At 56.0% G+C, this 25,533-nt stretch carries 23 protein-coding genes; 9 read left to right on the plus strand and 14 right to left on the minus strand.

All coding sequences use genetic code 11. The features are described from left to right. Positions 1–227: 227 nt before the first annotated feature. Positions 228–1,679: an NAD-dependent succinate-semialdehyde dehydrogenase gene (locus tag ABJ205_RS12520; protein WP_348160798.1), complete on the minus strand. Its 1,452-nt coding sequence runs from the start codon at positions 1,677–1,679 to the stop codon at positions 228–230. 12 nt (positions 1,680–1,691) lie between these two features. Between ABJ205_RS12520 and ABJ205_RS12525 the strand changes: the two genes are divergently transcribed. The 3 genes from ABJ205_RS12525 to ABJ205_RS12535 all read left to right on the plus strand — a co-directional run bounded on the left by ABJ205_RS12525 (position 1,692) and on the right by ABJ205_RS12535 (position 3,443). Then, a complete protein-coding gene (locus ABJ205_RS12525; protein ID WP_348160797.1) occupies positions 1,692–1,901 on the plus strand; it encodes an alternative oxidase in 210 nt (69 codons plus the stop codon). A gap of 79 nt (positions 1,902–1,980) precedes the next feature. Continuing rightward, positions 1,981–3,087, plus strand: coding sequence for an S-(hydroxymethyl)glutathione dehydrogenase/class III alcohol dehydrogenase (locus ABJ205_RS12530; RefSeq protein ID WP_348160795.1), 1,107 nt, complete (start codon positions 1,981–1,983; stop codon positions 3,085–3,087). Further along, on the plus strand, positions 3,087–3,443 hold the full coding sequence (locus ABJ205_RS12535; protein ID WP_348160794.1) for a cupin domain-containing protein: 357 nt from the start codon (positions 3,087–3,089) through the stop codon (positions 3,441–3,443). Before ABJ205_RS12530 ends, ABJ205_RS12535 begins: the two co-directional genes overlap by 1 nt. A 30-nt stretch (positions 3,444–3,473) precedes the next feature. Here the strand turns inward: ABJ205_RS12535 and ABJ205_RS12540 are convergent, their stop codons facing one another. The 8 genes from ABJ205_RS12540 to tsaD all read right to left on the minus strand — a co-directional run bounded on the left by ABJ205_RS12540 (position 3,474) and on the right by tsaD (position 12,491). Further along, positions 3,474–4,010 (minus strand): redoxin domain-containing protein, encoded by a 537-nt coding sequence (locus ABJ205_RS12540; protein WP_348160793.1) that lies wholly within the window; start codon positions 4,008–4,010, stop codon positions 3,474–3,476. Between the two features lie 94 nt (positions 4,011–4,104). Beyond that, positions 4,105–5,115, minus strand: coding sequence for a fumarylacetoacetate hydrolase family protein (locus ABJ205_RS12545; protein ID WP_348160792.1), 1,011 nt, complete (start codon positions 5,113–5,115; stop codon positions 4,105–4,107). Continuing rightward, entirely contained in the window at positions 5,112–5,759 is a 648-nt protein-coding gene (gene maiA / locus ABJ205_RS12550; protein ID WP_348160791.1) for a maleylacetoacetate isomerase, read from the minus strand. Before maiA ends, ABJ205_RS12545 begins: the two co-directional genes overlap by 4 nt. Positions 5,760–6,165: 406 nt before the next feature. Next, positions 6,166–6,738, minus strand: coding sequence for a hypothetical protein (locus ABJ205_RS12555; RefSeq protein WP_348160790.1), 573 nt, complete (start codon positions 6,736–6,738; stop codon positions 6,166–6,168). Between the two features lie 177 nt (positions 6,739–6,915). After that, the gene (locus ABJ205_RS12560) at positions 6,916–8,628 is read right to left on the minus strand and encodes a VWA domain-containing protein (protein ID WP_348160789.1); all 1,713 of its coding nucleotides are present in this window, start codon (positions 8,626–8,628) and stop codon (positions 6,916–6,918) included. A 220-nt stretch (positions 8,629–8,848) separates the two neighbouring features. After that, a complete protein-coding gene (locus tag ABJ205_RS12565) occupies positions 8,849–10,354 on the minus strand; it encodes a lipopolysaccharide biosynthesis protein (RefSeq protein ID WP_348160853.1) in 1,506 nt (501 codons plus the stop codon). 56 nt (positions 10,355–10,410) lie between these two features. After that, positions 10,411–11,439, minus strand: a complete 1,029-nt coding sequence (locus ABJ205_RS12570; RefSeq protein ID WP_348160788.1) for an NAD(P)H-dependent glycerol-3-phosphate dehydrogenase — start codon at positions 11,437–11,439, stop codon at positions 10,411–10,413. Continuing rightward, on the minus strand, positions 11,436–12,491 hold the full coding sequence (gene tsaD / locus ABJ205_RS12575; RefSeq protein ID WP_348160787.1) for a tRNA (adenosine(37)-N6)-threonylcarbamoyltransferase complex transferase subunit TsaD: 1,056 nt from the start codon (positions 12,489–12,491) through the stop codon (positions 11,436–11,438). The genes ABJ205_RS12570 and tsaD overlap by 4 nt, the downstream gene beginning before the upstream one ends. 57 nt (positions 12,492–12,548) lie before the next feature. On the opposite strand from tsaD, the gene hemC reads away from it, so the two are divergent. From hemC to ABJ205_RS12590, 3 genes are all read left to right on the plus strand, one after another. Further along, on the plus strand, positions 12,549–13,490 hold the full coding sequence (gene hemC, locus ABJ205_RS12580; RefSeq protein WP_348160786.1) for a hydroxymethylbilane synthase: 942 nt from the start codon (positions 12,549–12,551) through the stop codon (positions 13,488–13,490). Between the two features lie 17 nt (positions 13,491–13,507). Next, entirely contained in the window at positions 13,508–14,176 is a 669-nt protein-coding gene (locus tag ABJ205_RS12585; protein WP_348160785.1) for a uroporphyrinogen-III synthase, read from the plus strand. Between the two features lie 125 nt (positions 14,177–14,301). Next, complete coding sequence (locus ABJ205_RS12590) at positions 14,302–15,213, plus strand: hypothetical protein (RefSeq protein WP_348160784.1); 912 nt, start codon at positions 14,302–14,304, stop codon at positions 15,211–15,213. 14 nt (positions 15,214–15,227) lie between these two features. Here ABJ205_RS12590 and ABJ205_RS12595 read toward each other — a convergent pair whose 3' ends face one another. Next, a complete protein-coding gene (locus ABJ205_RS12595; RefSeq protein ID WP_348160783.1) occupies positions 15,228–16,457 on the minus strand; it encodes an FAD-dependent monooxygenase in 1,230 nt (409 codons plus the stop codon). A gap of 90 nt (positions 16,458–16,547) precedes the next feature. Here ABJ205_RS12595 and ABJ205_RS12600 point away from each other — a divergent pair, with 90 nt between their 5' ends. Beyond that, the gene (locus ABJ205_RS12600; RefSeq protein ID WP_348160782.1) at positions 16,548–18,641 is read left to right on the plus strand and encodes a thioredoxin family protein; all 2,094 of its coding nucleotides are present in this window, start codon (positions 16,548–16,550) and stop codon (positions 18,639–18,641) included. On the opposite strand, the gene ABJ205_RS12605 is transcribed toward ABJ205_RS12600, so the two are convergent. From ABJ205_RS12605 to uvrB, 3 genes are all read right to left on the minus strand, one after another. Continuing rightward, the gene (locus ABJ205_RS12605; RefSeq protein WP_348160781.1) at positions 18,627–19,139 is read right to left on the minus strand and encodes a hypothetical protein; all 513 of its coding nucleotides are present in this window, start codon (positions 19,137–19,139) and stop codon (positions 18,627–18,629) included. The genes ABJ205_RS12600 and ABJ205_RS12605 overlap by 15 nt on opposite strands. Positions 19,140–19,240: 101 nt before the next feature. Further along, on the minus strand, positions 19,241–19,588 hold the full coding sequence (locus ABJ205_RS12610; protein WP_348160780.1) for a hypothetical protein: 348 nt from the start codon (positions 19,586–19,588) through the stop codon (positions 19,241–19,243). A gap of 333 nt (positions 19,589–19,921) precedes the next feature. Next, complete coding sequence (gene uvrB, locus ABJ205_RS12615) at positions 19,922–22,117, minus strand: excinuclease ABC subunit UvrB (RefSeq protein WP_348160779.1); 2,196 nt, start codon at positions 22,115–22,117, stop codon at positions 19,922–19,924. A gap of 92 nt (positions 22,118–22,209) precedes the next feature. Between uvrB and ABJ205_RS12620 the strand changes: the two genes are divergently transcribed. Beyond that, the gene (locus ABJ205_RS12620; RefSeq protein WP_348160778.1) at positions 22,210–22,782 is read left to right on the plus strand and encodes a DUF3617 domain-containing protein; all 573 of its coding nucleotides are present in this window, start codon (positions 22,210–22,212) and stop codon (positions 22,780–22,782) included. A 136-nt stretch (positions 22,783–22,918) separates the two neighbouring features. Next, positions 22,919–23,701: an alpha/beta fold hydrolase gene (locus ABJ205_RS12625; protein ID WP_348160777.1), complete on the plus strand. Its 783-nt coding sequence runs from the start codon at positions 22,919–22,921 to the stop codon at positions 23,699–23,701. A gap of 116 nt (positions 23,702–23,817) precedes the next feature. Here the strand turns inward: ABJ205_RS12625 and ABJ205_RS12630 are convergent, their stop codons facing one another. Continuing rightward, positions 23,818–24,933, minus strand: a complete 1,116-nt coding sequence (locus ABJ205_RS12630) for an alpha/beta hydrolase-fold protein (RefSeq protein WP_348160776.1) — start codon at positions 24,931–24,933, stop codon at positions 23,818–23,820. Between the last annotated feature and the right edge of the window lie 600 nt (positions 24,934–25,533).

Consider the following 25,533-nt stretch of genomic DNA (forward strand, 5'->3'; position numbering starts at 1 on the left):
AACGCGATTCGGGGACGCGACAAAAAATGGAACGACCAACCATCATCTCATCTGGTCCAGACGCTATGGGCCGCACTGTATGCTTCGGAAATGAAAGTTCACGCAGAGCGCGCTATGGGCGCATCCAGCCTATGCCATCGAAACGGACATTGACGCGGTTTATTGCGGGCCTTTTCCGGTTGCGTTAAACCTCGCAAGCAAGCCCAATTCAGAATTGTCGCGCGTAGTCACGGCGCCGATTTGGCAACCGTGACCAATTTTGTTTCGGTGTAGCCGAGATACCCTTCGACCCCGCTTTCAGAACCAAAACCGCTGTCACCGATCCCGCCAAAGGGCGTTTCGGGTGATCCGACGGCGAAGTGGTTGATGGCGACCATGCCTGCGCGAATGGAACTGCCAAGGTAATGGCTTTCATCAAGTGAACCGGTGAAAGCATACGCGGCTAACCCATAGCGCAACGAGTTTGCGATTCCGACGGCCTCTTCGATCGTGTCGTAAGGAACAATCCCTGCGACCGGGCCGAAGGGTTCTTCGTTCATAAACCGGCTGGTCGCAGACGGTCCTGCGATCACGGTGGGCGCAAAGAAGTACCCTGGCCCTTCAAGCGCTGCGCCGCCGCTGACGATTTCGCCCTCGCTTCCGCCCATTGATGACATCAGGTCAGCCATCGCCGAAACACGGCCATGGTGGGCAAGCGGTCCCATATCGACGCTATCATCGACGCTCGCATCGCCAATTTTGAGAGCTTGTGAACGAGCCGCAAATTCGGCGACGAACTTGTCGTAAATGCCGCGGCCAACAAGGAACCGTGTGGGTGAGACACACACTTGTCCCGCGTTGCGGAACTTGGTTGCTGCGCATGCAGCGACTGTGCGCTCAAAATCTGCGCTTTCACCGATTACCACTGGCGCGTGCCCGCCGAGTTCTGATGTAAACCGCTTCAATCCTTGTGCAGCCAAAGCACCCAATTGTTTGCCCACTGCGGTGGATCCGGTGAAACTCACTTTCCGCGTGGAAGGCGCGGTGATCAGATGCTTGGAGATCATCGCTGGATCGCCATAAACAATGTTGAGTACACCTGCTGGTAGTCCTGCATCAACAAAGCACTCCGCGAGCATCTGAGCAGTTGCTGGCGTCGTTTCGGCAGGCTTGAGAATGGCACTGCAGCCAGCTGAAAGTGCACCAGCGATCTTCTTGGCTGGCAGGTTGATTGGGAAGTTCCAAGGAGTGAACAGAACCGCTGGACCAACAGGTTCCTGCGTCACGCGTTGCTCAAGCAGATTATGGCTGCGCACTGGAACCAACCGGCCGCCTTGGCGTTTTGCTTCTTCGGCAAGGAATTCAATCAGGTCGGCTGCGCCCGCCGTCTCTCCCACTGCCTGCGCATGAGGCTTTCCCATCTCAAGGGTCATCACGCGGGCAATGATCTGTGTGCGTTCGCGCAAGAGATCGGCGGCCTTCCGGATTACGCGGTAGCGCTCAATCGCTGGCGTTTTTGACCACACGATGAAAGCGTCACTAGCAGCGGCAAGTGCAGCGTCGAGTTGCTCTTTGGATGCTTTGGGCGCGCGGCCGATTTCTTGCTCATTGGCGGGGTTGATGACCGCCATCGATCCATCGCCGCCGCTCTCAACCCATTCGGCCCCGATCAGCATTTTGATTGTGGGATAGGTCGTCATGGCGGCTCCTTGGTGCGCAAGTTAATTCAATTGAAATTGGCTAGCAGAAGGGGCGCGGTTTTCAATCTTTGTCAGCGCCGTCCTAACTTTGCGATCGATTATTGGCAGCTTCCCCAAGATGCACGTCTTCGCGAGGTTATTATCACGATGCGCACAGACGCAGCGGAACATCGCGATGTGATTCATAATTTCGTCGATGCGATCGACGCCAAGAGAGGCTGATCTCTCACCCTTACTTTGTAGCCTTGACCATTTTTCTCTCCTGCTGTCTGAGTGCCAGACAAGCAGGAGAAAAGTTGAAATGAAAACCAGAGCCGCCGTCGCCTTTGAAGCCAAAAGACCGCTTGAAATCGTCGAGCTTGATTTGGAAGGGCCCAAGGCGGGCGAAGTTCTCGTTGAGCTTATGGCAACGGGCATTTGCCACACGGATGCCTACACCTTGGACGGCCTCGACAGCGAAGGCATCTTCCCCAGCGTTCTGGGTCATGAAGGCTGCGGCGTGGTTCGCGAAATCGGCTCCGGAGTGACTTCGGTGGCGCCCGATGATCATGTGATCCCGCTCTACACGCCTGAGTGCGGGAAGTGTAAATTCTGCCTCTCTGGAAAGACCAATTTGTGCCAAGCGATCCGGGTGACGCAGGGCCAAGGCCTGATGCCCGATGCCACTTCTCGCATGAGTTATAAGGGGCAGACGATATTCCACTATATGGGGTGTTCGACCTTTTCGAATTTCATCGTTCTGCCAGAGATTGCGGTGGCGAAGATCCGCACCGATGCGCCGTTTGATACGGCTTGTTATGTGGGCTGCGGGGTGACCACGGGTGTGGGCGCGGTGACAAAGACCGCGAAGGTCCAGCCCGGCGACAATGTTGTTGTCTTCGGCCTTGGCGGTATTGGTTTGAACGTCATTCAGGGCGCAAAGATGGCAGGGGCAAAGCGCATTGTCGGCGTCGATATCAACGCATCGAAACGTGAATGGGGCGAGAAGTTCGGCATGACCGACTTCGTAAACCCAAAAGAGACACCCGATGTCGTTGGACACCTGGTCGAGATGCTTGACGGCGGCGCGGATTACTCCTTCGATTGCACAGGCAACACCGACGTCATGCGCGATGCGCTGGAGTGCTGTCACAAGGGGTGGGGCACCTCGATCATTATTGGCGTTGCCGAAGCGGGCAAAGAGATCGCTACGCGCCCCTTCCAATTGGTCACGGGCCGCAATTGGCGCGGTACTGCCTTTGGCGGGGCGAAGGGACGCACTGATGTGCCAGAGATCGTCGATTGGTACATGAACGGCAAGATTGAGATCGATCCAATGATCACTCACCGCCTAACGCTGGAAGAGATCAATAAGGGCTTTGACCTGATGCACGCAGGTGAGAGCATCCGCAGTGTGGTGGTTTTCTGATGGCATCGAAGGTCACTCTCTCTGACAAGTTTGCCCTATTCGATGAGCAGTGGGCCCCGCGTTTGGCGGCGCGGTACAATGGCAATGAAGTGCGGATCGCCAAGGTGGAGGGAGAGTTTCATTGGCATTCCCACCCTGATACCGACGAGCTTTTCCTTGTGATCGAAGGCGAGCTGGACATGGAGTTCAAAGACCGAACCGAGGCTATGATTGCGGGCGATTTGATCGTCGTCCCCAAAGGCACCGAACACCGACCATGCGCGCGCAAAGGCGAGGTGAAGCTGCTTGTGATGGATGCAGATGGCACGCCCAACACCGGCGATGAAGCCACAGCGTCCAAGCCGGTGGAACTTTAGATTAAAGCCCGGCCTAAACGAGCCGCATCGTCACATATGGTTGCCGGAGACCGCATAGCCGTCATTCATCTTTTTACGGACAAAGTTGAGCCCCAAAAGCAGCGTGTTTATGTCTGGCCGTGCGAACGGGACGTTTGAGATATCCATCACGCGCAGATTGCGGTCCTGATCCACCACGAACAATCCTGGCTCTGCGAAAGGACCGGCAACGTCTTTGCCGTTGTGAGGGCCAGAAATCATCAAACCCATTTGCTGCATCTGATCGACCGACAATCCATAGCCCACGCGGTAGGTCGATTTGACCTGCGCGATTTGATCGCTTGCCCGGTCTTCACAGTCGGAAGATACCGCAACCAATTCGATGCCCAGTTCATCAAATTCCGCGCGGCGTTTTTCGAATTGCTGCAAATATCCAGTGCAGACCGGGCAGTGTTTGCCGCGGTATACAATCACTAGCTGCCAGTCATGATCACCACCGGCTAAACCAAGGGTCATCGCCCCGCCGCCCAGCTGCGGAACGGTGATTTCGGGGAATGTGCTGCCGGGAACAAGCGGGGTGATGGGCATGGGATGGCCTTCTTTCTTGGTTTGGGAGATGCACGGCCGGGTGACGCCCTGGCAGTGTTAGAATTTGCCTTACTAATTCATATTTTTGGCAGCGCTAGCTTTGAACGACCGTCTGCTCAATCGCGCCAAAGATTGAATGGTTGTCCTTATCACGCATTTCGACCTTCACCGTGTCGCCGGGGACCATAAACGGCGTTTTCGCAGCGCCGTCGGCAATGGTTTCGATCATGCGGATCTCTGCAATGCAAGAATATCCGAGCCCGCCATCGGAAACAGGCTTGCCCGGGCCGCCATCGCTGCCCTTGTTCGAGATTGTACCAGAACCAATGATTGCACCTGCGCAAAGCGAACGGGTTTTGGCCGCGTGGGCGACCAATTGTGCCATGTTGAAGGTCGCATCAACGCCAACTTCAGCGCGGCCAAAGGGCTCACCCTTATAGTCCACCATGAGTGGCAAGTGGACGAGGCTGTCACGCCATGCATCACCCAGCTCATCCGGTGTCACCGCAACGGGGCTGAACGCGCTTGAAGGCTTTGATTGGAAAAAGCCAAAACCCTTGGCAAGTTCACCCGGGATAAGACCGCGAAGACTAACGTCATTGACCAGCATGATGAGCTTGATGTGTTTCGCTGCATCCTCAACCGAAACGCCCAACGGCACATCATCTACCACAACCGCGATCTCGCCCTCCATGTCGCAGCCCCATGCAGTGTCACCCAAGGGAATTTCGGCGCGTGGCGGCAGGAAGCTGTCCGAACCGCCCTGATACATCAACGGATCGTGGTAAAAGCTCTCTGGCACCTCGGCACCTCGCGCTTTACGGACCAGCTCAACGTGATTGATATAGGCGCTGCCATCGGCCCATTGATAGGCGCGCGGCAGAGGCGAATGCGCTTGGCGTTCGTGGAACCGTTCGCACGGCACCGCTTCGTGTTCTACATCACGCGCGAGCACTTCGAGTTCAGGTGCAACCCGTTCCCAATTGTCGAGCGCAAATTGCATCGTGGGCGCAATATACCCCGCAGCGCAGCACCGCGTTAGGTCTTTGGAGACCACCACCAACTTGCCGTCGCGTGTACCGTCGTTGAGGGTTGCAAGCTTCATGTTTGTTGCCTTTCGGGATTATCGCTTTGATTGTCAGGATGCGCGCGTTGAAACTCTGGCAGTGCAAGACACGCTGCCTCAATGCGCACCATATGCGGCGCAGCGGAAAAGTCATAGGCAAAGCGGCGGGCATTATAAATTTGAGGTAGGAGCACGACCTCAAAAAGGCCGGGTGCATCGAATAAGAAATCGCCCGTCTTTAGTTGAGCAAGGCGCCGTTCCACCGGTTCAAGAGTGCGCGCAAGCCAATGGCAATACCATTTGTCCACCTCTTGCTGAGACTGGCCGTATTCGCTCTTCAAATATTTGAGAACGGGCAGGTTTAAAGGCGCGTGAAGCTCTGTTGCAATGGCATAGGTCAGTTCGCGCGCGGTGTACCGATCTTCGACATCAACGGGCAGGAGTGGTTTTTGTGAATAGGCTTCATCGAGCCATTCAATCATTGCCATCGATTGCGCCCGGTCGCGGCCATCCGCTTCAAGCAAGGGCACACTGGCAAATGGATTGCGGCTGGTGAAGGCCTCGTCCTTTTGTTGAGAGTGGAGCAGATTGACGCCGATATTCTCGTAAGCCAATCCCTTCAATTCGAGCGCGATGCGTAAGCGATAGGAGGTTGAGCTTCGGAAATAGCCGTGAAGTTTCATAGTTTGGCCCCTAACGCGTCAGATGTTTGACACACTTGACACACTGTCCAAGGACAAAAAATCTCCCTATCCATATAGGCACCTTCAAGCGGGCCCCGGATTGAGTTGAGAGATGCCATGTATCCACCCTTATATCGTCCGCGAAGTGTAGGATAGCGGATAGCGCAATAATAGTTTCTCATGAAACTTGTTTGCCCCGCTTTGGCATGAGTTTTCCGGCCGAGCAAGGAGTTTGCGAGGGGAAAATTGGGAGCAACGGACTAAACGGTGCTTACCTCTCTATTGTTCCGCAGGCGCCACACCCAAGGCATCGGGCATATGGGCCTCCTCCCATTCCGATCACGGTCAGAAGGCTAACGCAGTTTTAGACAGAAACCGTTTCCAATACGGATTGATCCCGTGAGACTTAGCCGTTGTTTCCGAATGTTTCGCTAAACCCGCTTTCATCTCCTTCGACGAGCAGCTTTGATTGTTCGACCCATTTGTCCCGGGTGATGCGCCCTTGAAAACGGCCAAGCTTCGCATCCACTCGTTCGACATCCGCATCAGTCCACGCCGCGATCTGAGCAAAGCTTGTGATGCCTTGTTCGTTCAATATACCGACAAGTTTGGGTCCTAATCCTTTGATGCGTTTCAAATCATCAGATGCACCAGCATCTTTCGTTTCAGTCGGTGCGGGAACCGGTGGTTCAGCAGGTGCCGTTAGCGGTACCGGCTCATTCGAAAAGACGGGTTGAGTTTCTTTCGTGTCGGCAGTTTCCAAAGGTACGCCAGTGTGGGTTGATGTGGATGGCTGTGCATCAATAAGCGCCTGATTGCGGGCCGCAGGGCCAACGCCTTCGTCCAGAACGTCGCCTTCTTGCTCGCCGATAACTTTGGTTTTGCGCGATGCTCGCAGGATAATCCAGACCGCGACGAGGAGCGCGATCGCGAGCAGGATGAATGGGAGAGCTTCTTGGAAGTTGGCTGGCATAACCATGGCGCTTCTTTCAAAATGTTGAGCGTTTGCAAAGGGCTCTTAGCAGCAAGGTCTGGACGAGCGTAGCCCTTTTTGTGTGGGGGACCCGCCCGCGCAATAGACAGCGGCCGGGGCTTCCGTGGGTAAGCGTTGGAAGACCCGGCCGCCTATGGCAAAACGCCAATTGAATGGAAAAACCTAGCCTCCGCCGCGCTGTATTGGGTTTGCCGCCCCAGCGAGCGCGTTGAGTTCTAAGAATTCTTGCCGCCAGAAATTGCTTTGACGGCCGGCTAAAACGCCGACGTCATCATGCGAAAATTCCATCATCAATTCGTCGCCGCGTAGGAGCTGGCCATAGGCAGCAACAGCCGCAGCAAAGGCGAAGTCTCCGCGCGGCGCACGGGCCCTTGTGAAGGCATCGCTCATCACCACATTTTCAAGCAGTTTTGAACGTGTGCCGTTTGGCATTTTGTATCGCAGCTTCATATGGGCCGCCTCTGCGACACGGTTTGTGGCTGCTTGCTGGGGCTGATCCTCATACCGGCGCGGCGCAATCCAACCTTTGGTTCCGGTGGGAACAACTTCGTAGATTGCGGTCACTTGGTGGCCTGCTCCAATATCGCCTGCATCCACGGCGTCATTGTCGAAATCTTCTTCGCGAAGGGCCCGGTTCTCATAGCCAACAAGCCGATATTGACTGATAACCGCCGGGTTAAACTCAACCTGGATCTTCACATCTTTGGCAATGGTGAAAAGGGTCGAGCTCATCTCGTCGCCCAACACCTTCTTTGCCTCCAAAGCGCTGTCGATATAGGCGTAATTGCCGTTACCATGATTGGCGATCTGCTCCATCAAGGCTTCGTTGTAATTGCCCGTGCCAAAGCCAAGTGTCGTCAAGGTAATGCCCCGGTCGCGGTTCCTCTCGACCATTTCGACCAAGGCGTCGCGGTCAGAGACACCAACGTTAAAATCGCCATCCGTCGCCAGGATCACACGGTTGACGCCGCCCTCGATAAAGTTGTCTTCGGCAATGTTGTAAGCAAGTTCAATCCCGGCACCGCCAGCTGTAGAGCCGCCTGCGTTGAGTTGGTTCAAAGCGCTGCGAATTTTTGCGGTGGAATTGGTCGGTTCGAGAACAAGGCCAGCTGCGCCTGCATACACAACTATGGATACGCGGTCTTGTTCGCCCAGTTCATTGGCCAGTCCTGCCAATGCGGTTTTGACCAGCGGGAGCTTGTCTGGGCGGCCCATGGAACCCGACACATCCATTAAGAACACGAGGTTCGAGGCAGGCCGTTCATCGCGCGCAATGTCATACCCCCGAAGACCAACGCGCATGAGGTAGGTATCGTCATTCCACGGCGTTTTCGCGACATCAATATTGGTGGTGAAGGGCGCCGATTTGCCAGTTGGCTTGTCGTAGTCGTAGCGGAAGTAATTAATCATTTCCTCGGTCCGCACGGCATTACGCGGTGGCAGCGCCCCTTGGCGAAGGAAACGCCGCGTATTGGCATAGGCGCCTGTATCCACGTCCACGCTAAATGTGCTGACAGGTTCTGCATTGGTGAGTTTGACGGGCGCGACTTCCTCGCCATCATAGCGCTCACGGCCTGGATCGCGGGGCACAACCACAGGCGGTGCGTAAAAGCCATTTGCGCCCACCTTCGCCACGCGTGACCCGGTCACAGCTACGGTTTCCGCCTGTAAGAGCGATGGCGGCGGCGGAGGTGGTGGCGGCGGGGAGACAGCGACTTCCGTGGGGGCGTCACTAGTGCTTGCGAGATCACCCGGCCCTGTGCTGCACGCGGCGAGCAATGCGATATGACCGATAATCACGCCGCCTAAAACTGTAGCCCTGCGCCCTTTTAACCTACCTTGAGAAAATTGTGTTCCGACACCTTTAAGTGGCATTGTTCAGTCCTCCATTCCCACCTCAGCTCTTTGGACTTGAATGCTCGCGGCAGAAGCAAACCACTGCCAAACCGCAATATTTCAATAGCATTCGAGACCCATTTGCTTAAGGTCGCACCCTGTTTGCCCCGCTCATAGAAATCTGACTCTCAAGATTAACGGTGCATGAGTTGCGCTGAACAACGGCAATTTGAAGGCGGAAAAGTCGCAAAGTCGCGGGTTATTTGGCCTCAGTCTGAGATGCCTCATCAGCCGTTTCCGGCACCACATTCTTGCGGAAGAGCACCTTATCTGATTCGTCGAAGCCCCATTTCCAGATGACCCAGAAGTAAGCCGCAAAGATGGCTGGACCGCCTAAAATGATCTCGACCCATTCAGGCGTGAACTCAGTGAAAAGGAAGCCGACCAGAACAGCCGGACCCACAGCCCACACCAAAGCCCAACGCCAGTTAGAAACGGGCGCTTTCAAAAGGGTTTTGAGCACCAAAGATTTCACAAGGCTAGCCACGCTCAGAGCCACGAACAGAGCCGCGGCCGCGCCTGCTGCCTGAAAGCCCTCGGGATAGCCCCAGTGCTGGACGAGCAAGATGAAAGCGACCGTGAGAACGCCTTGCAAGGTGATTACGCCCACAGAGATCGCGAGATTGCGTTTCCTTGCGATGTAAACGAGCACGCTTTCCGAGACGACGGCCATGGATGCAATCACTTCTGCTGCGAGCAGGGTCGCGAGTGCGCCTGTGCCTCCGACAATATCGGGTCCGCCAAGCCCCATAACCGCTTCGCCTGGGATCGCGAGCGTTAAGGCAATACCAGCCTGAAGCGCGATGATCCAAAAGCCCACTTGACGCACTTGTGATGCGATTGCCGCCATATTGCCGGTTAGCAAGTTCTTTGTGATTACGGGGGCAAGGATGGGCTCAAAACTGGTTTTGAGTTTCTGCGGCAGGCTCACCACTTCTTTTGCGAACCAATAGATGCCCACTGTGCCTGCGGAGGTGAACTGGCCCAGAAGGAAGACGTCGAGAAGCCTTGTGCCGCGCTCGATCACATCTGCACCAATGAGCGGCACCGCGCGCGATGTCATTTTGCCTAAATAACGCGGTCGTGGGCGCCATCCTTTGGGCAGGCCGTAAGTCTTCAAGAAGGAATAGAGCGCGGTAAGGAATGCCGCATAAATCGCCCCAAGGAATGCCAAGGCAATGCCGCCAGCGGCAAGTGCAGGTATGAAGAAGAGCGCTGCGACCAGGATCGATTTGACCCAAGGCTCCACCAAAGCGCGCGCGCGCACTGTGGTGGCGATGTCGTATCTATACGCCTGTGCTGCGAGTAATATCTCAGTGAGGGCAAAAGCCGGGATTGCCGCGATCATCCACATATCGAACTCGCTGCCGGTCCCGCTTGGAAATATGATCCTTGGAAAGACGATAAGCAGTAGGCATGCCAGACCTGAAAAGATGAGCGAGACAAGCATCGCGTCAAACACAAGGTTGGCGGGCGTGTCCTCGTGGCTTTCAATCCCTTCGGTCAGCCGCTGGGCAAGGCCGCGCTTTTCACCAAGCGCACATATCAGCGCAAATATCTCAATGACGACAAAGGCGGCCGCGAACCGTCCCATCTCATCAACACCGTAAAGCCTGAAACCCACGAAAAGGAACGGCAACCCGCCCAGCAAACGCAGGAGAAAGCCAAGTGTGTTGGTCCGCCCGCCTTTGGCAAGCGTTGCCATATCGTCGTCGCCTTTATTGGGCGGCGGCGTTGTAGCAGGAGAAGGGGGCGCAGCGCTCACGCAATATCCGATTGGTCGCTGCCAAAATCGTCATTGGGTGTTTCAGCGGTGAGAGGGCGCGAAAGGAGTTTCGTCACAACATCGCCGGGCATTTCGCCTTGCAAAATTGCGTTCACTGCAATGACGATGGGCATCGCGATCTGCCGGGTTTGAGCAAGCTCAGCAAGCACAGGAGCAGTGTGTGCGCCTTCGGCTACGGTTGTGCGGTTTGCCATTAACTCGCTTGCCGATTGACCCTCGCCCAAAGCTTTTCCAAGTGAGAAATTACGGCTTGAGGTTGATGAGCAGGTGAGAACCAAATCGCCAAGTCCGCAAAGGCCGGCCAATGTTTCAGCTTCGGCCCCCAATGCCTCTCCAAACCTTAGCATTTCTGCATAACCGCGCGCGATAAGGGCCGCCCTTGCGTTCTGTCCAAGGCCAAGTCCATCGACAACACCGCAAGCGATAGCGAGCACGTTTTTGATCGACCCGCCGATTTCTGCGCCGGTTACATCGTCGGAATAATAGGGGCGAAATGCAGGACGCGCGATTGCGGCGGAAAGGCGCTGCCATTGTTCGCGCCCACCCTCGCAAGCCAGGGTGACTGCGGTTGGCAGGCCGCCTGCGACTTCATGCGCGAAAGTGGGGCCAGAAAGGATCGCGATTTCGCTGCCGGGGCAAGCGGTGCGTGCGACATCATTCATGAGCCGGCCTGTGCCCGCTTCGATCCCCTTTGAACAAAGGACAAGATCGCGTGGAGGACGCGAAAGATCTCCGAGCACACGGCCTAGAACCTGTGCCGGAGTGACCGCAAGAATGATGTTGAGATCGGCCAAATCTCCAAGATTGCCTGTGGCGCGGACACCGGGAAAAAGTTCAGCGCTGGGAAGATACAGCGGGTTGCGATGGTCTGCATTGATCGCCTCGACCACTTCTGCCTCAAACGCCCAAAGCATCACATCGCGGCCATCGCTGCTGAGCATTTGAGCCAAAGCCGTGCCCCACGCGCCTGCGCCAACAACGCCAATGATTTCTTTTTCGCTCATGCCTTCACTCCTGCCCCGCGAACGGGTTCTGCATCAGGGTCAAGTGGCCAGCGAGGCCGCGCTTTCAAGTCCAGAGGGTCCCCTGTAAGGTCGGGGTTCGACAAAAGCCGCTCACAACCCGCCCAAGCAATCATCGCTGCATTGTCCGTGCACAGTTTGAGCGGCGGTGCGACGAATTGCATATTGTGACGGCTGGCAAGCTCTTCCAATGCGCCGCGCACCGTCTGGTTAGCGGCGACGCCGCCTGCAACAACCAAGGCGGGGTGGAGGCCGGCTTGCCTCAGCGCTTTTTCCAGTCTGTCGATCAGGCAATCGACCGCCGCTTGCTGAAAACTGGCGGCGATATCGGCATCTTTGTGATCGCCGCTTTCATAGGCGCGCAAAACTGCGCTTTTGAGGCCAGCGAAGGAGAAGTGCGGTTCCTTTGATCCCTTTAGAGGCCGCGGCAGAGGTACAGCCTTTGGATCGCCGTCAAGCGCCAGCTTTTCCACCTTTGGTCCGCCAGGATATCCAAGACCCATAATTTTGGCGCTCTTGTCGAAAGCCTCCCCCAAAGCATCATCGATTGTTGTTGCCAAACGGCGATATTGGCCGACGCCTTCGACGCTCAAAATTTGGCAATGCCCGCCAGAAACGAGCAGGAGAAGATAGGGAAAGCCGAGCTTCTCATCCGCTAAACGCGGAGAAAGGGCATGACCTTCCAAATGGTTGACACCGATCAAAGGCTTTCCTGACGCCATCGCCAGCGCCTTTCCGCTCACAAGGCCAACCATCACGCCGCCGATAAGGCCGGGCCCAGCAGTGGCCGCGATTGCAGCGACCTTGTCTAACGACATCCCTGCATCGCTCATGACCGCTTCAATCATCGGCGCCAATCGTTCTGCATGCGCGCGCGCCGCGATTTCGGGGACAACCCCGCCGTAGGGTGCGTGCTCTTCTTCCTGACTAGCGATCCGTTCAGCAAGAATGCGCCGGTCGCTTGTCACCAACGCGACTGCGGTTTCATCGCAGCTCGATTCAATGCCAAGAACAATGTGCCGATCAGGTTCCATGGTCCTTCCATCTAGTCCATGTGCCCGCTAGAGCAAGCGCGACAGGAGACATGATTGGTGACACAAGAGGCAGATAGCGCGGTAAAACTCCGGTTGGGGACGCGCAATTCCCCCCTTGCGATGGTGCAGGCTGTCGAGACGCGAACGCGCCTTTGTGCCGCGCACGGATGGAACGAGAGCCAAGTTGCACTTGTTCCGGTACTGGCCAGTGGTGACAAAATTCTCGATAGGCCGCTTGCTGAAATTGGCGGAAAAGCACTTTGGACCAAGGAGCTTGACGCGTGGCTTGGAGAGGGGCGTATTGATGTCTCGGTTCATTCGGCCAAGGATGTTGAGACAATCCGCCCACCTGAATTTTGTTTTGGTGCGGTTTTGCCCCGCGCTGACCGGCGCGATAGTCTGGTAGGCGCGGTCAGTATCGCCGACATTCCGGATGGTGCAGTGGTCGGCACGTCGGCGCCGCGCCGGGCGGCTCAGCTCCTCAACTTGCGGCCCGATTGCAAGGTTGTGACCTTCCGCGGCAATGTCGCCACACGGCTTGCCAAATTGAAATCCGGAGAGGCGGATGTGACCTTTCTTGCAGCGGCGGGCCTTGAACGCTTGGGGGAAGGCGCAGTGGGCGTTCCTCTCGAAGTCGATGATTGGACACCGGCGGCCGGACAGGGCGCAATCGTCCTCGAATGCCGAACGGATGACGCTGAGACTGGGGCGTTGCTAAGTGCGATTGACGATCATGAGACGCGGGCCGAGCTGCAAGCAGAACGTATGTTGCTGGCTGAACTGGGCGGGACATGTCATTCGCCTATCGCAGTGCTGTGTCAGCCGGGGCGCGAAGGTTTGACCATGCGTGCAGCACTTTTCAGCCCTGACGGAAGCGAACGGATCGAGGGTGAGGCGTTGTTCGATGCGCTTGACTTTGCACCTGTGAGAGCGCTTGCGAAAGACCTTCTGACCCGCGCGACGCCGGGTATCGCGCCGCATTTTAACGCCGGAGTTTAAGGCGTGTCATGGGCGGTATGATCCTAGTAGTGCGACCAGAGCCGGGCCTTGCCTCTACGCTCGCTGCTGCAAAGGAAATGGGCCTTAACGCAGTGGGTTACCCGCTGTTTGAAATAGAACCCGTTGGTTGGCATTGCCCCGATCCTGACGCGATAGACGCCCTGTTAATCGGAAGTGCAAACGCGTTTCGGCATGGCGGGGATGCCTTGGACGGGTTGCGCAGCAAGCCGGTATATGTCGTCGGGAACGCGACGGGTGAGGCGGCAAGAGAGGCCGGATTTGACGTCGCTGTGATCGGTGCAGGCGGGCTGCAAAATGTTTTGGATGATGTCCCTTCTGGAACAAGGTTGCTGCGGCTTGCTGGAGCTGAGAATGTACCGCTTGATCTGCCCCGCGATGTCGGGGTTGAGACACGGACCGTGTACAAAGCAGTCCCGCTTGAATTGCCCGAACCTTTGCGTGCGCTCCAAGGATTAAAGCTGACAGTGCTGCTTCATTCCGCTGCTGCTGCGCGCCAGTTTGATGCAGAAGCGCGGCGAATGGCGCTGCATCGCGGAGGTATAAACCTTGTCACGATTGGACCGCGCGTTGCGTCAAATGCAGGCAAGGGCTGGGCTGATATCCACGTCTCTGATGCTCCAAATGACAAGGCAATGTTGGAATTGGCGCGGGCAAGGTGCATATAGAGGGCACGCCCGCATTTTCTTCGGCCCGCGTTTTCTTCGTTTAGCGGGAAGAGATCAAAAGAACGGGCACGCAAGGTAAGCTCAAGATGGACTCAAAATTTGGTAGCCGCAGAAAGCCATCCTTGATGAAGGGTGCATTGCTTGCTGGAGTGGCATCTTTCGGCATTGGCGGCGCATTGGTTGGGTATGTGGTTTGGTATAATCTTCAACCAGATGAGCCCAGCATCGAGACTGTCCAGGCCGTGCCGGAGCTGCCAGAGGCTGCGCCCGTAGAAGGCGAAAGCTCTCCAAATCCCGCCGCAACTGTTTCCGCTTCTCCAACCCCTTTGGCAGAGGCAGCTGCTGCGCTTGAAGATGGGGATACAGAGGGTGCAGCGGAAGTTGTGACCCGGGTTGTTGACCAACAAGGCGGCATCGATTCCCGCCTCGCAGCTGCTGAACAACGCCTTGCGCGCCTTGATCTTCAAGCACAGGCGGCAGCTGGTAATGCGGCGCGCGCTGAAGGCTTGCTGATCGCTTTTGCAACGCGCCGAGCTGTCGAACGCGGTGCGGAGTTGGGATACCTTGCGGATCAATTGCGTCTGCGATTTTCGGACCAATGGCCCAATGCTGTTGCAACGATTATTGGGTTTTCGCGCAACCCCCTTCGGGTTGATAATTTAACCGCCCGGCTCGAAGGGCTTGGTCCGCAATTGGTCGAGCAAGAAGAGAGCTTAAGTTGGGCACGCATTCAACGTGAGCTTAGCGAATTGTTTGTGGTGCGGCGCGAAAGCACACCATCACCCCAGCCGCAATTGCGCCTGCAAAGGGCACGCATTGCCTTGGAGCAAGGGCGCTATCAAAACGCGATTGATGAGATCAAAGGCATGCCCGGCGCTGCGCAGGCCGAGGCGTGGATTGTCGATGCTGAGCGTTTCAAAGCCGCGATGGAAGCGCTTGAAGTGATCGAAACCGCTGCGGTCCTCGACCAAAGCGGGCTTCGCGACGGGGCAGGCAATGTCGTGACACAGCCGAGCCCAATTGACGGCGAAGGCTAAGTTTGAGTTTGGTTTTAGGCTTTCAGGAGCTCTGGCAGATCGCCAGAGACACCGCGCGCTTCGTCCATAAAGAATGTCTTCAGCAAAGGCGTGCGTTGAACCGCTGCCATGCCGAGCCGCCGAACTGCGCTTGCTGCACCTGTTGGCACTCCGAAGAGACGCGTTAAGCCATCGGTCGCCAGTGCCACCATAAAGCTGTCGAGCCCGCGCCACGTTTCATAGCGCTTCAGGTTCTCCGGATCGCCCGGATCAAGCCCAATGCGCGCACCCTCGACCAGCACCTGTACCAAAGCGCCCACGTCGCGAAGGCCAAGGTTGAGCCCTTGACCTGCGATCGGGTGAATGCCGTGTCCGGCATCGCCAATAAGCGCCAGACGCTCGCTTGTAATCTTGGCCGTGTGGTGGAAACCCAGTGGATAGCTCGAGCGTGCGCCCACGCTCGTTACTTCGCCCAGCACACCGCCCATGCGTTTTTCCAGCTCAGCAATGAATGCGCGGTCGCCAAGCTTGCTCACGCCTTTGCCGTCTTGTTCTGACACCGTCCAGACCAGTGATGAACGATGCGTACCATCCGCATCGTCCTTCATCGGGAGCAGCGCGAAGGGCCCAGCAGGATAGAAAATCTCCCATGCGACATTGCCATGCGGTTTCGAATGGGTGAGCCCGGCGATGATCGCGCGGTGTTTGTAATCCCATTTCGCAATGGTGATGCACGCCTGATCGCGTGTGGGTGATCCGCGCCCTTCTGCTGCAATCATCAAGCGGCCTTTAAGCTTGCGGCCGTCTTCAAGCACGGCGGCAACCCCAAATTCGCCGCGTTCGCGCTCGCCAATTTCTGCCAATGGCACCCAATTGATAAGCGGTTCTTTGGCGGCCGCTTCAAACAATGCGAGGCGCAATCGGCGGTTCGGGAACATACGGCCCAAAGTGCCCTCATGCGCCTCAGGTGTGAAATCAAGTCGGCCCGGCTTATTCTGGTCCGTCACAGCAATGCTGGCGATATCGCAGGCGAAAGGTTCGAGATAATCCGCGATCCCGATGTTGGTGAACATATTCCAGCTCGCGGTTGAGATCGCGGTGGCGCGGTCATCAAAGCCTTCTTTGGTCAGCTCCGCCGGGTCCGCACGGTCGATGACATGGCTGGAAATTCCTTGCTTTGCCGCGGACAAGGCCAGCGCCATGCCGACAAGCCCTCCGCCAAGGATCAAAAGGTCACGGGTTTCAGAATCTGCCGATTTGGTCATTCTTGCTTCGTAACCGTTCAAGTGTTCTTTGCGAAGACCAACAATGCCGCTAGGGCGCAATTAGGTTCACCCACCAATCAAAGGCAAGCCATGTTCGCTGCATCCCCTTTTGCAAATCATGCATGGTTCAAAGCGCTCATTATGGCGATTGCGGCCCTGTTGGCGTTGCCGCAGAGCGTGTTGGCGCAAGAGGTGGATGAAGACCGAAGCCGCGCACTCCAGCGGATTGCAAGGTCCGGCGACGCGCATATTTCGGTCGATCTTTATGCGGACGGTGCGCCGACGGCGGGCGAGACTTGGATGTTGGCACTGCGTTTCACCCCGAGCGCGCCGGAATGGCATGGTTATTGGTCTAATCCGGGTGATGCAGGGCTAGGGATGCAATTGGTGCTAGACCTGCCGGAAGGCTGGGAAGCAGGCGAGGCGCTGTACCCGGTGCCCAAACGCCTTTTGATCGCAGAGTTGATGAACCACATTTACGAAGGTGAATACGCGGTTCTGGTCCCGGTCGAAGTTCCGGCAAACGCGGTGTTTGACGGTATTCCAGACGTCACTGGCACTGTCGAATTTCTCGCTTGCACAGATGAGATTTGCGTGCCGCAAGGGGCGGTTTTGAACGCAGGTCAATCCGGTGATTTTGCCCGGTGGCGCGCCGAAGCTGCACCGATGTTGGATGCGCAAGGCACTTTTGCGATAGCGGGAGAGACTTTGCGGATCGGTATTCCTCTTCCCGAAAGCGTTGAGCTTCCCGAACCCTATGTCTTCATCGCGAACACCCAATTGGTCGAATACGCGCCCTTCCAAAACTTCTGGCGCGACGGCGACCGATTGGTCGTTGAAATTCCCTTGAGCGAATTCCGCAGCGGTGAAGCCGATCGCATTGAGGGCATCGTGTCCTTTGGCGAAGAAGCAGGTGTGCGCTTTGTCGCAAAGGCTGGCGAAGTTGCCGCTGGCGGAGAACGTCTGGTTACGATGAATAGCGCAGAGGGGGCTACGCCGCCGCTCTGGTCGCTTATTCTGGGTGCTTTCGTCGGCGGGTTGATCCTCAACATCATGCCGTGTGTTTTCCCAATCCTAAGCCTCAAAGCGCTGAGCTTGGCCCGCGCAGGCGGCAGCGAGGCTGAGGCGAGGGCTGAGGGCACCGCCTACACAGCGGGCGTGGTTCTCGCCTGCGTTGCCCTTGGCGGGACGATGCTGGCCTTGCGCGCGGCGGGTGAGCAGGTGGGTTGGGCCTTTCAATTGCAAAGCCCCGGTGTTGTGATCGCACTGCTTGTGATGGCGGCGGTCATCACCATGAATTTTGCAGGTCTATTCGAATTGCCCAGCGTCGACACTGGCAACAATCAAGGCCGCAGCGCATTTGGTACAGGGCTCCTCGCAGCGGTCGCGGCAACGCCGTGCACCGGGCCCTTTATGGCGGCGGCCTTGGGGGCAGCATTGCTTTTGCCAACTCCTTTTGCGCTCCTGCTGTTTGGAATGCTCGGGTTGGGCCTTGCTTTGCCATTCCTTATCATTGGGTTTGTGCCTGCGCTTCGAAAACGACTGCCAAAGCCCGGTCCATGGATGGAAACATTTCGCCGCTTTATGGCGATCCCCATGGGGCTGACTGCATTGGCGCTTGTTTGGCTGACCGTGCAATTGGGCGGGCGCGGCTTTGCTCTGTTTGCGCTGGTGATGCTCTTCGGGATTGTGCTTGCGCTGTTTGTGGTCGGACGCTTGCAGCAAGCGGGCAAGATGGCTTGGCCAGCATTTGGTCTTATCGCGGCTCCCTTCCTGATTTTTGGAGCCTTCGCGCTCCCCTACGCCTATGCCCCGCCGGAGCGTGATCTTAGCGCGTCTTTGTTGGAGCCCCAGGCCTTTAGCCGCGCGACCCTAGCCGAAGCGCGCGCCTCCGGTCAGCCGGTCTTTGTCTGGTTCACCGCTGATTGGTGCGTCACCTGCAAAGTCAACGAAAGCGTCGCAATTGAACGCGAGGCCACCGCCGAGGCTTTCGAGCAAGCAGGCGTTATCGCGATTGTCGGTGATTGGACGGTGCGCGATGAGGAAATCACCATGTTCTTGACCGAGCAAGGCGCGGCAGGCGTACCGCTCTACCTGTGGTACGAGCCGGGCCAAGAGGCAGAGCAATTGCCTCAGGTTCTAACCTCGGAAATGCTTGCGCAGCGCACGTTAAGGGACCGGTGAAGTCTCACCTTCGGGCTGTGCTGCCGTGATTAAGGTCTCTGTATCCAAGGCTTGGCCAGCTCTGCATGATGCAATCATTGAGCCGGGCAAGGCGCTTGGGTTGAGGGTTACCATCCCGGCACCTGGAACAGTGGCAATCAGTTCGCGCGGTCCGGTCAATGGTTCCCAAACTTCGTCACTGGCAGGCGCATCACCTACCCAAAAGCGTTGATCTCCCACTTCGGAGGCATCGACTTTGACCCGCCCGATATGCCCATTGCCGACAAGCGCCAACAAGGCACCTGCTCCTTCATCAGCGGCTGCGGTGCGCGTGATCTGAATTGTTGGTTGATTGGAAGTGTCGCAGTCCAGCAAGAGCAGTGCCGGATTGCCGGGATTGCCATAGAGGATGCGGCCTTGCACCCGAGTGCTCATCGCCCAAACGGCGCTTTCGGTTTCAGGGGAGGACAGCGGAGCAGAAGCGAAGGCTGTCGCAGCTTCCGGCATATCGCGCAGCATATCCGCGTCCGTTGGAGGCGGTTTGCAGGCGAAGCAAAACATGCAGCAAAATGACGCGGCTGTCCGGATGCCCATATGGCTCTGCAATGATTATCTTTCCTTTATCTGGTGCAGGAATCGTAACCGTTCAGCACAAGTGCGATCCGCTGACTGGGTGTAGGATATCCAGGAGACGCGCCCATCTCGTGAAGTGTACGTGCCATCGGCAATAGATTGCTGCGTCCCGCACCGGCAAGCGCAAATGCACATCCTGCATATTGGTCTGCAGTCGCCTCCCGATCCGCTCGACTGATTTCGAGTTGTGGTGGACGTCTTGCGAAATCGATTATGTGCCCCAGTTCATGCGCGAGGATCGCTGTAGTCGCGCCCGAACCATGTCGTCCTAGGACGGAGTTCATAAATTCTGGATTGTAACGGATTACGTATCCTTGAGGTGTGACGCTCGCCATCGCGTTGCCACTCTGAGGATTCGACCAGAACGAGTAGTTTGGACATCCGAAGCGACCGCACAGTACCGAATTGACATCTTGCATAGCACTCCATGCGACGGGAGAAGGATTAATGTCAGTTCTTGGATTGTGATTTGGGGAAGCCAACGCACAAAGTGGCTGCCCTTGTGCTTGTGCGATAGTTGGCGTCGAAAATATGATTGAGGTAGCGACTGCCATCCGAGTCAAAACTCTGCTCTTCATTATAACCCCCCCTTTTTTCAAGTTTCCTTTTTCAGACGTTACCAAGTAAAAACCGATAATCTTGAGCATAGATTCAGTTTTTGAATTGCGTCAAGGCTTACCGCCCATAAACTTCGTGCGCTTTTTGCCGTAGCGTGTGTTGCGTGTGCCCGGTCGCCCAGCGTCGGAACGGCCAACCTTGGGCGCTTTCTTCTCAGTGTCCGGCAGGCCCAGCTCGTCATTCTCCAACCGCCGGATTTCGTCGCGTAGGCGTCCCGCTTCCTCAAACTCAAGGTTAGCGGCGGCATCGCGCATGCGTTTTTCGAGGTCTTCGATGTAGGCACGAAGATTGTGGCCGACGAGATTGTTTGTGTCGTCATCCTCGAGATCGACTGTGACACCGTCTTGGCTTGCGGTGTGAGCGACGATGTCAGCGATATCACGCTTGATCGTTTGCGGGGTTATGCCGTGTTCTTCGTTATAAGCGCGCTGTTTTTCGCGCCGGCGGTCGGTTTCGGCCATCGCGCGTTCCATGCTGCCCGTGATGCGGTCGGCGTAAAGGATCACGCGGCCGTCCACGTTACGCGCCGCGCGGCCAATGGTTTGGACAAGGCTCGTCTCTGAGCGAAGGAAACCTTCTTTATCCGCGTCCAAAATCGCGACCAATCCGCATTCAGGAATATCCAGCCCCTCACGCAGAAGATTGATACCGATAAGTACATCGTAAACGCCCATGCGAAGGTCGCGGATAAGCTCAATGCGCTCCAATGTCTCAACATCCGAGTGCATGTACCGCACGCGAACGCCGGCCTCGTGCATAAATTCGGTAAGATCCTCCGCCATGCGTTTGGTCAGCGTGGTGACGAGCGTCCGGTAGCCTTTCTTGGCGGTGGCAAGGCATTCCTGGATGCAATCTTGCACTTGATCTTCGACCGGACGAATTTCGACAGGCGGGTCAATTAGGCCGGTGGGGCGGATGACCTGTTCGGCAAAAACGCCGCCCGTCTGTTCCATCTCCCAAATGCCGGGTGTGGCGCTGACGGCGAAGGTTTGCGGGCGCATCGCGTCCCATTCGTTGAAACGAAGCGGGCGATTGTCGATACAACTTGGGAGACGAAAGCCGTGCTCTGCCAGAGTGATCTTGCGGCGGTGATCGCCTTTGGACATCGCGCCGATTTGCGGCACCGTCTGGTGGCTTTCATCGACAAAAAGCAGGGCGTCTTCCGGTAGATATTCAAATAAGGTGGGCGGAGGTTCACCCGGCAAACGGCCGGTGAGGAAACGGGAATAATTCTCAATCCCTGCGCAGCTTCCCGTGGCGGCGATCATTTCCAAATCGAAATGGGTGCGCTGTTCAAGCCGCTGATGTTCAAGCAATTGCCCGTCGGCCTCTAGCTCCTTTAGCCGCTCTGCAAGCTCAAACTTAATCGCTTCGGCGGCCTGTTTCATCGTTGGGCCCGGCGTCACGTAGTGCGAGTTTGCGTAAACCCGTACCCGGTCCAATTTTGCACCCGTTTTTCCGGTCAAAGGATCAAATTCGGCAATCTCTTCAATCTCATCGCCAAAGAAACTGATGCGCCATGCCATGTCTTCATAGTGGCTTGGGAAAAGCTCCAAATTGTCCCCTCGCACCCGGAAACACCCGCGCGTAAAGGCGGCATCGTTGCGTTTATATTGGAGCGCGACGAGCTTACGGATAAGTTCGCGCTGATCGACGCTCTCATCCTTTTTGATGTCAAAGATCATCGCCGAATAGGTCTCAACCGAACCAATGCCGTAAAGGCAGGACACAGAGGCAACGATGATCACATCATCGCGTTCAAGCAGAGCCCGCGTGGCAGAGTGGCGCATCCGGTCGATGGCCTCGTTCACGCTCGACTCTTTTTCGATATAGGTGTCAGAGCGCGGCACATAGGCTTCAGGTTGGTAGTAGTCGTAATAGGAGACGAAATATTCGACCGCGTTTTCGGGAAAGAAGCTTTTCATCTCCCCGTATAATTGCGCGGCGAGGATTTTATTGGGCGCAAGGATTAAGGCGGGGCGCTGCACTTCTTGGATGACGGACGCCATGGTGAAGGTCTTGCCCGACCCCGTTACACCCAGAAGCGTTTGCGTTTGTTCCCCTTCGCGGGTTCCGGCCACGAGTTCCGCAATCGCGGTAGGTTGATCGCCTGCTGGTTCATAATCCGAGACAAGCTTGAAGGCTTTGCCCGGCATGGATTTTTCGGGACGGGCCGGGCGGTGCGGGGTGAAATCCTCGCCTGTTTCAGGCTCATCAAGCCCGCGTCTGATGACCAATTCTGACATGCGAACATATATGGTACATCAGATGCCTGTTGTGAAGCTCTGACAGCCGTTCTATTCACGCTATCAAGTAATGTGGGAGGAATTCTCGAAAAATGATGACAGGTAAATCAATGGGCACGCTGGTGCTGGTATCCGCGTTTGCACTTAGTGCGTGCGGCGGCGCGCCAGAGGCGGATGCAGATGGTGATGGCACAATTACGCAAGCTGAGGCTGAAAATGCACTGGCTGCGTCCGATGTCGTGATTTCGCCAGGCGAATGGGAAAACACCGTCGAATTCGTCGATATCGAGTTTGACGAGAGCCAATTGCCAGCCGAAGCGCGCGGCATGATTGGTCCAATGCTTCAATCTATGCGCGGACAAACGACGACAACCAACTCGTGTGTTACAGAAGAGCAAGCGAATGAGCCTGCGGCCGAGATGTTTTCTGGCAGCGATGCTGCAGACTGCGAATATTCAAAGTTTGAGTTTTCGGGCGGCTCAATTGACATGGCGATGACGTGCAGCGACCCTAATTCCGGCACGGCTAATATCACAAATACCGGCACTTTTGACGAAGAAAGCTATTCCATGGAAATGGAAATCTCCATGGAAGGATCTGAAATGGGGGCGATGAAGATCAAAGCGAAAAGCGCGGGCAAGCGCGTGGGTGAATGCTCAGAGTAAGCGTTTGCTATTGCCGATTATCAAAGGGGGTTGGGGAGACCTGGCCGCCTTTTTCGTCTGAGGTGCTGGCCTGACCCCAACACACCGTCTTGCACTTCACTATGCGTTCGGCGGTGCAGTCTATATATGAGGCGTAATGTCAAAGATTGAGCACTTCCTCGCCTCTTCCAAGGCGGCCCTGAATGAAAGCGAGCTTGCGCGCCGCATTCAACTTGCCTCGGGCGATTATGCAGACGAAGAAAAGGGTAAGCCTAGCCTTCTCAAATTCATGGGCGAGGCTGATTTGTTGATTGAGCCGGCGCGCCGTCTGGTTCGCCAATTCGAAGTGCCCAAAGCCAGGGTTCCGCAAACCGTCATCCTGTTCCCTGGCTTTGGCCATGGACCATCGCGCATGCAGTATATGGCTGACCGTTTGGAAGAAGCGGGACACACCGTCAAACACTGGGGGCAAGGCCGCAATTGGGGCGTTGCAGAAGCGACACTCGATGCGCTTGAAGAACGCCTTGCCGATGTGTGCAATCAAACCGGCGGGCCCGTGGCTTTGGTCGGGTGGAGCCTTGGCGGGCTTTATGCCCGGGAACTTGCAAAACTGCACCCCGAACAGATCACAAAGGTCATCACCATGGGTTCGCCCTTTTCAGGCTCGCGGCGCAGCAACAATATTTGGCGGTTATACTCTGTGATCACAGGTGAAAGCGTGGATCAACCTGCAATTCAAACCGACGCCTCGGAAAAGCCCGATGTCGAAACGGTCGCGTTCTGGAGTCCCAATGACGGCGCGATCGGTCCGCGCAGCGCCGCAGGTAAACCGGGCGAACGCGACCGTGCGGTTGCCCTTCGCTGCACGCATTCTGGTTTCACTTATGATCCCAATGCCATCGTCGCAGTTGTTAACGAGCTCGACCGACATACCAGGTAGGCTGCCCAAATAGACTGGCCGAATGCAGGGCCTTCAGATAAGCAGATGCTTCTCAGCATTAGTGACCTAAGTCGCTCTAAAACGATCATTCAGCCGACTGAAAAATGCGAGGAAGTTCACTGCCTTGCCGGTAGGGCATTAAGTTCCTCTCGCAATGTATCTATGTCTGTCGCTGTAGGGTAGTAGTGAGCTGCAACGTCCAGTGCGGTAAACGCCGCCTGACGATTTCCAACCCTCCGCGCCATAAATTGAGCGTACCCCGTAAGGTGGCGCTTGCGCGGCTTGACTGGGTAGCCGAGGCGATCGGAAAGGTCGTCATAGTGTGAGATGTAATCAGATTTCTGCATTGTCTCGGCGGCCTCAGATTGAATGGTATAATCTGCATACATCCAAGCCAGCGCGTTATATGTGCCCTTAAAGGCGGCGAGCAGGTGATCTGTGTTTGGCATACGGTTTAATTCCCATTTGCCTGATTGCTGCCCGGTTTGCTGAAATACGTCCGCAAGAGCATCATAGCCTTGCTGGATTTGCCCATGCTCCAGTGAACCCAGCGACATATAAATTTGGCTAGATCTCTTATGTTGTTGGCCGAGAAACTCTTGCATGAGCGGGATCATCTGCGGCGCTTGATGTAGGGATGGACTGAGCGCCACAAAGGTTGAAAACGTATCATTGTGTTGTGTGAACATGTGCATTGCGAACAAGCCTGATAAAGAATGCCCGATGATCGTGCGTCCATTGTTCACCCTGTATCTTTCTTCAATCAGTGGAATGACTTCTTGCCTGATAAAAGCAGAGTACTTTTGTGCTTGGGGGTTGAGCTCGTTGTTTTTTGGCGCAGCGAAAGGATAATTGTCACGGGTGTACTGCCCAATGTGCGGCAAGCCGACGATGAGCATATCCTCAATACCGAACTTGGACGCTTGCAAGTCGACAATGTAGCTTGCCCACTCAAAATTGCTTTTCTCGTTCAAAACAAAAAGCACCGGATAGTCTTTTGTCGCGGTCGCAGCGTAATCCGTAGGCAGCCGGACCAACACAGGACGTTCCTCGCCCAGATGTTCAGAGTCTATGTTTAAGGTGATGAAGCTATCTGCAAAGTGGCTGGCTGACTGCTGCGAGACAGGGGTTTCAGATTGTGCATAAGAAGGAACAGACCCGCTCACTATGCATGCGAACATGCATGATATCGCAAGTTTCAGCATGATGGGGTACGGCGAAAATTTGGTCACAAGAATTCTCCTGCACTCGGCTGAGCAACTATATCAGGTATGGAATGGGGCTGGTGTTTACCGAATGGGTTTTGGTTCGGTGCCTCTCTAAATCGCAAGCGAGTTGATAACTTTGGTTGTCCGCCGCGATCCGATGGTCTGAGGCATATGACAGTTCAAAACCGGCGGGTGATTTGGTTCATCTGATTGGCTGGTATCATGCGGCTTGCCTTTCGTTATCCAAGCGCCGTTGTTCGACAGTTTTGCGCTTGATCCTTGCTCGGCGTGTGATGGTGGCTTGTGTTGCGCCAACGTAGACGTCCGCAGGTGTGGCATTTTTTGGCTCTCATGGATGTTCTAATCGACGAACGCTTTAGCCTGCTCTTCCAGTTGAGCTTATGGTGATCGGCAAAGACGGTTTTGCCTCAACCCACAAACGTGGGTTCACGCATGAGGGCGACTATTTCGATTCGATTTCTAATGGATGGGGGGATGCCCTAAGGACTGCTTTCCACTGACCGCCGGATTGCAGTCTCGATTCGAAGTAAGTCAACGCCACTAATCCCCAGATAATTGAGTAAATAGATCAGGCAAATGGTTCGTAATGGAGCTAATTACTGA

This window comes from Erythrobacter sp., from assembly GCF_039988855.1.
Lineage (GTDB): Bacteria > Pseudomonadota > Alphaproteobacteria > Sphingomonadales > Sphingomonadaceae > Erythrobacter.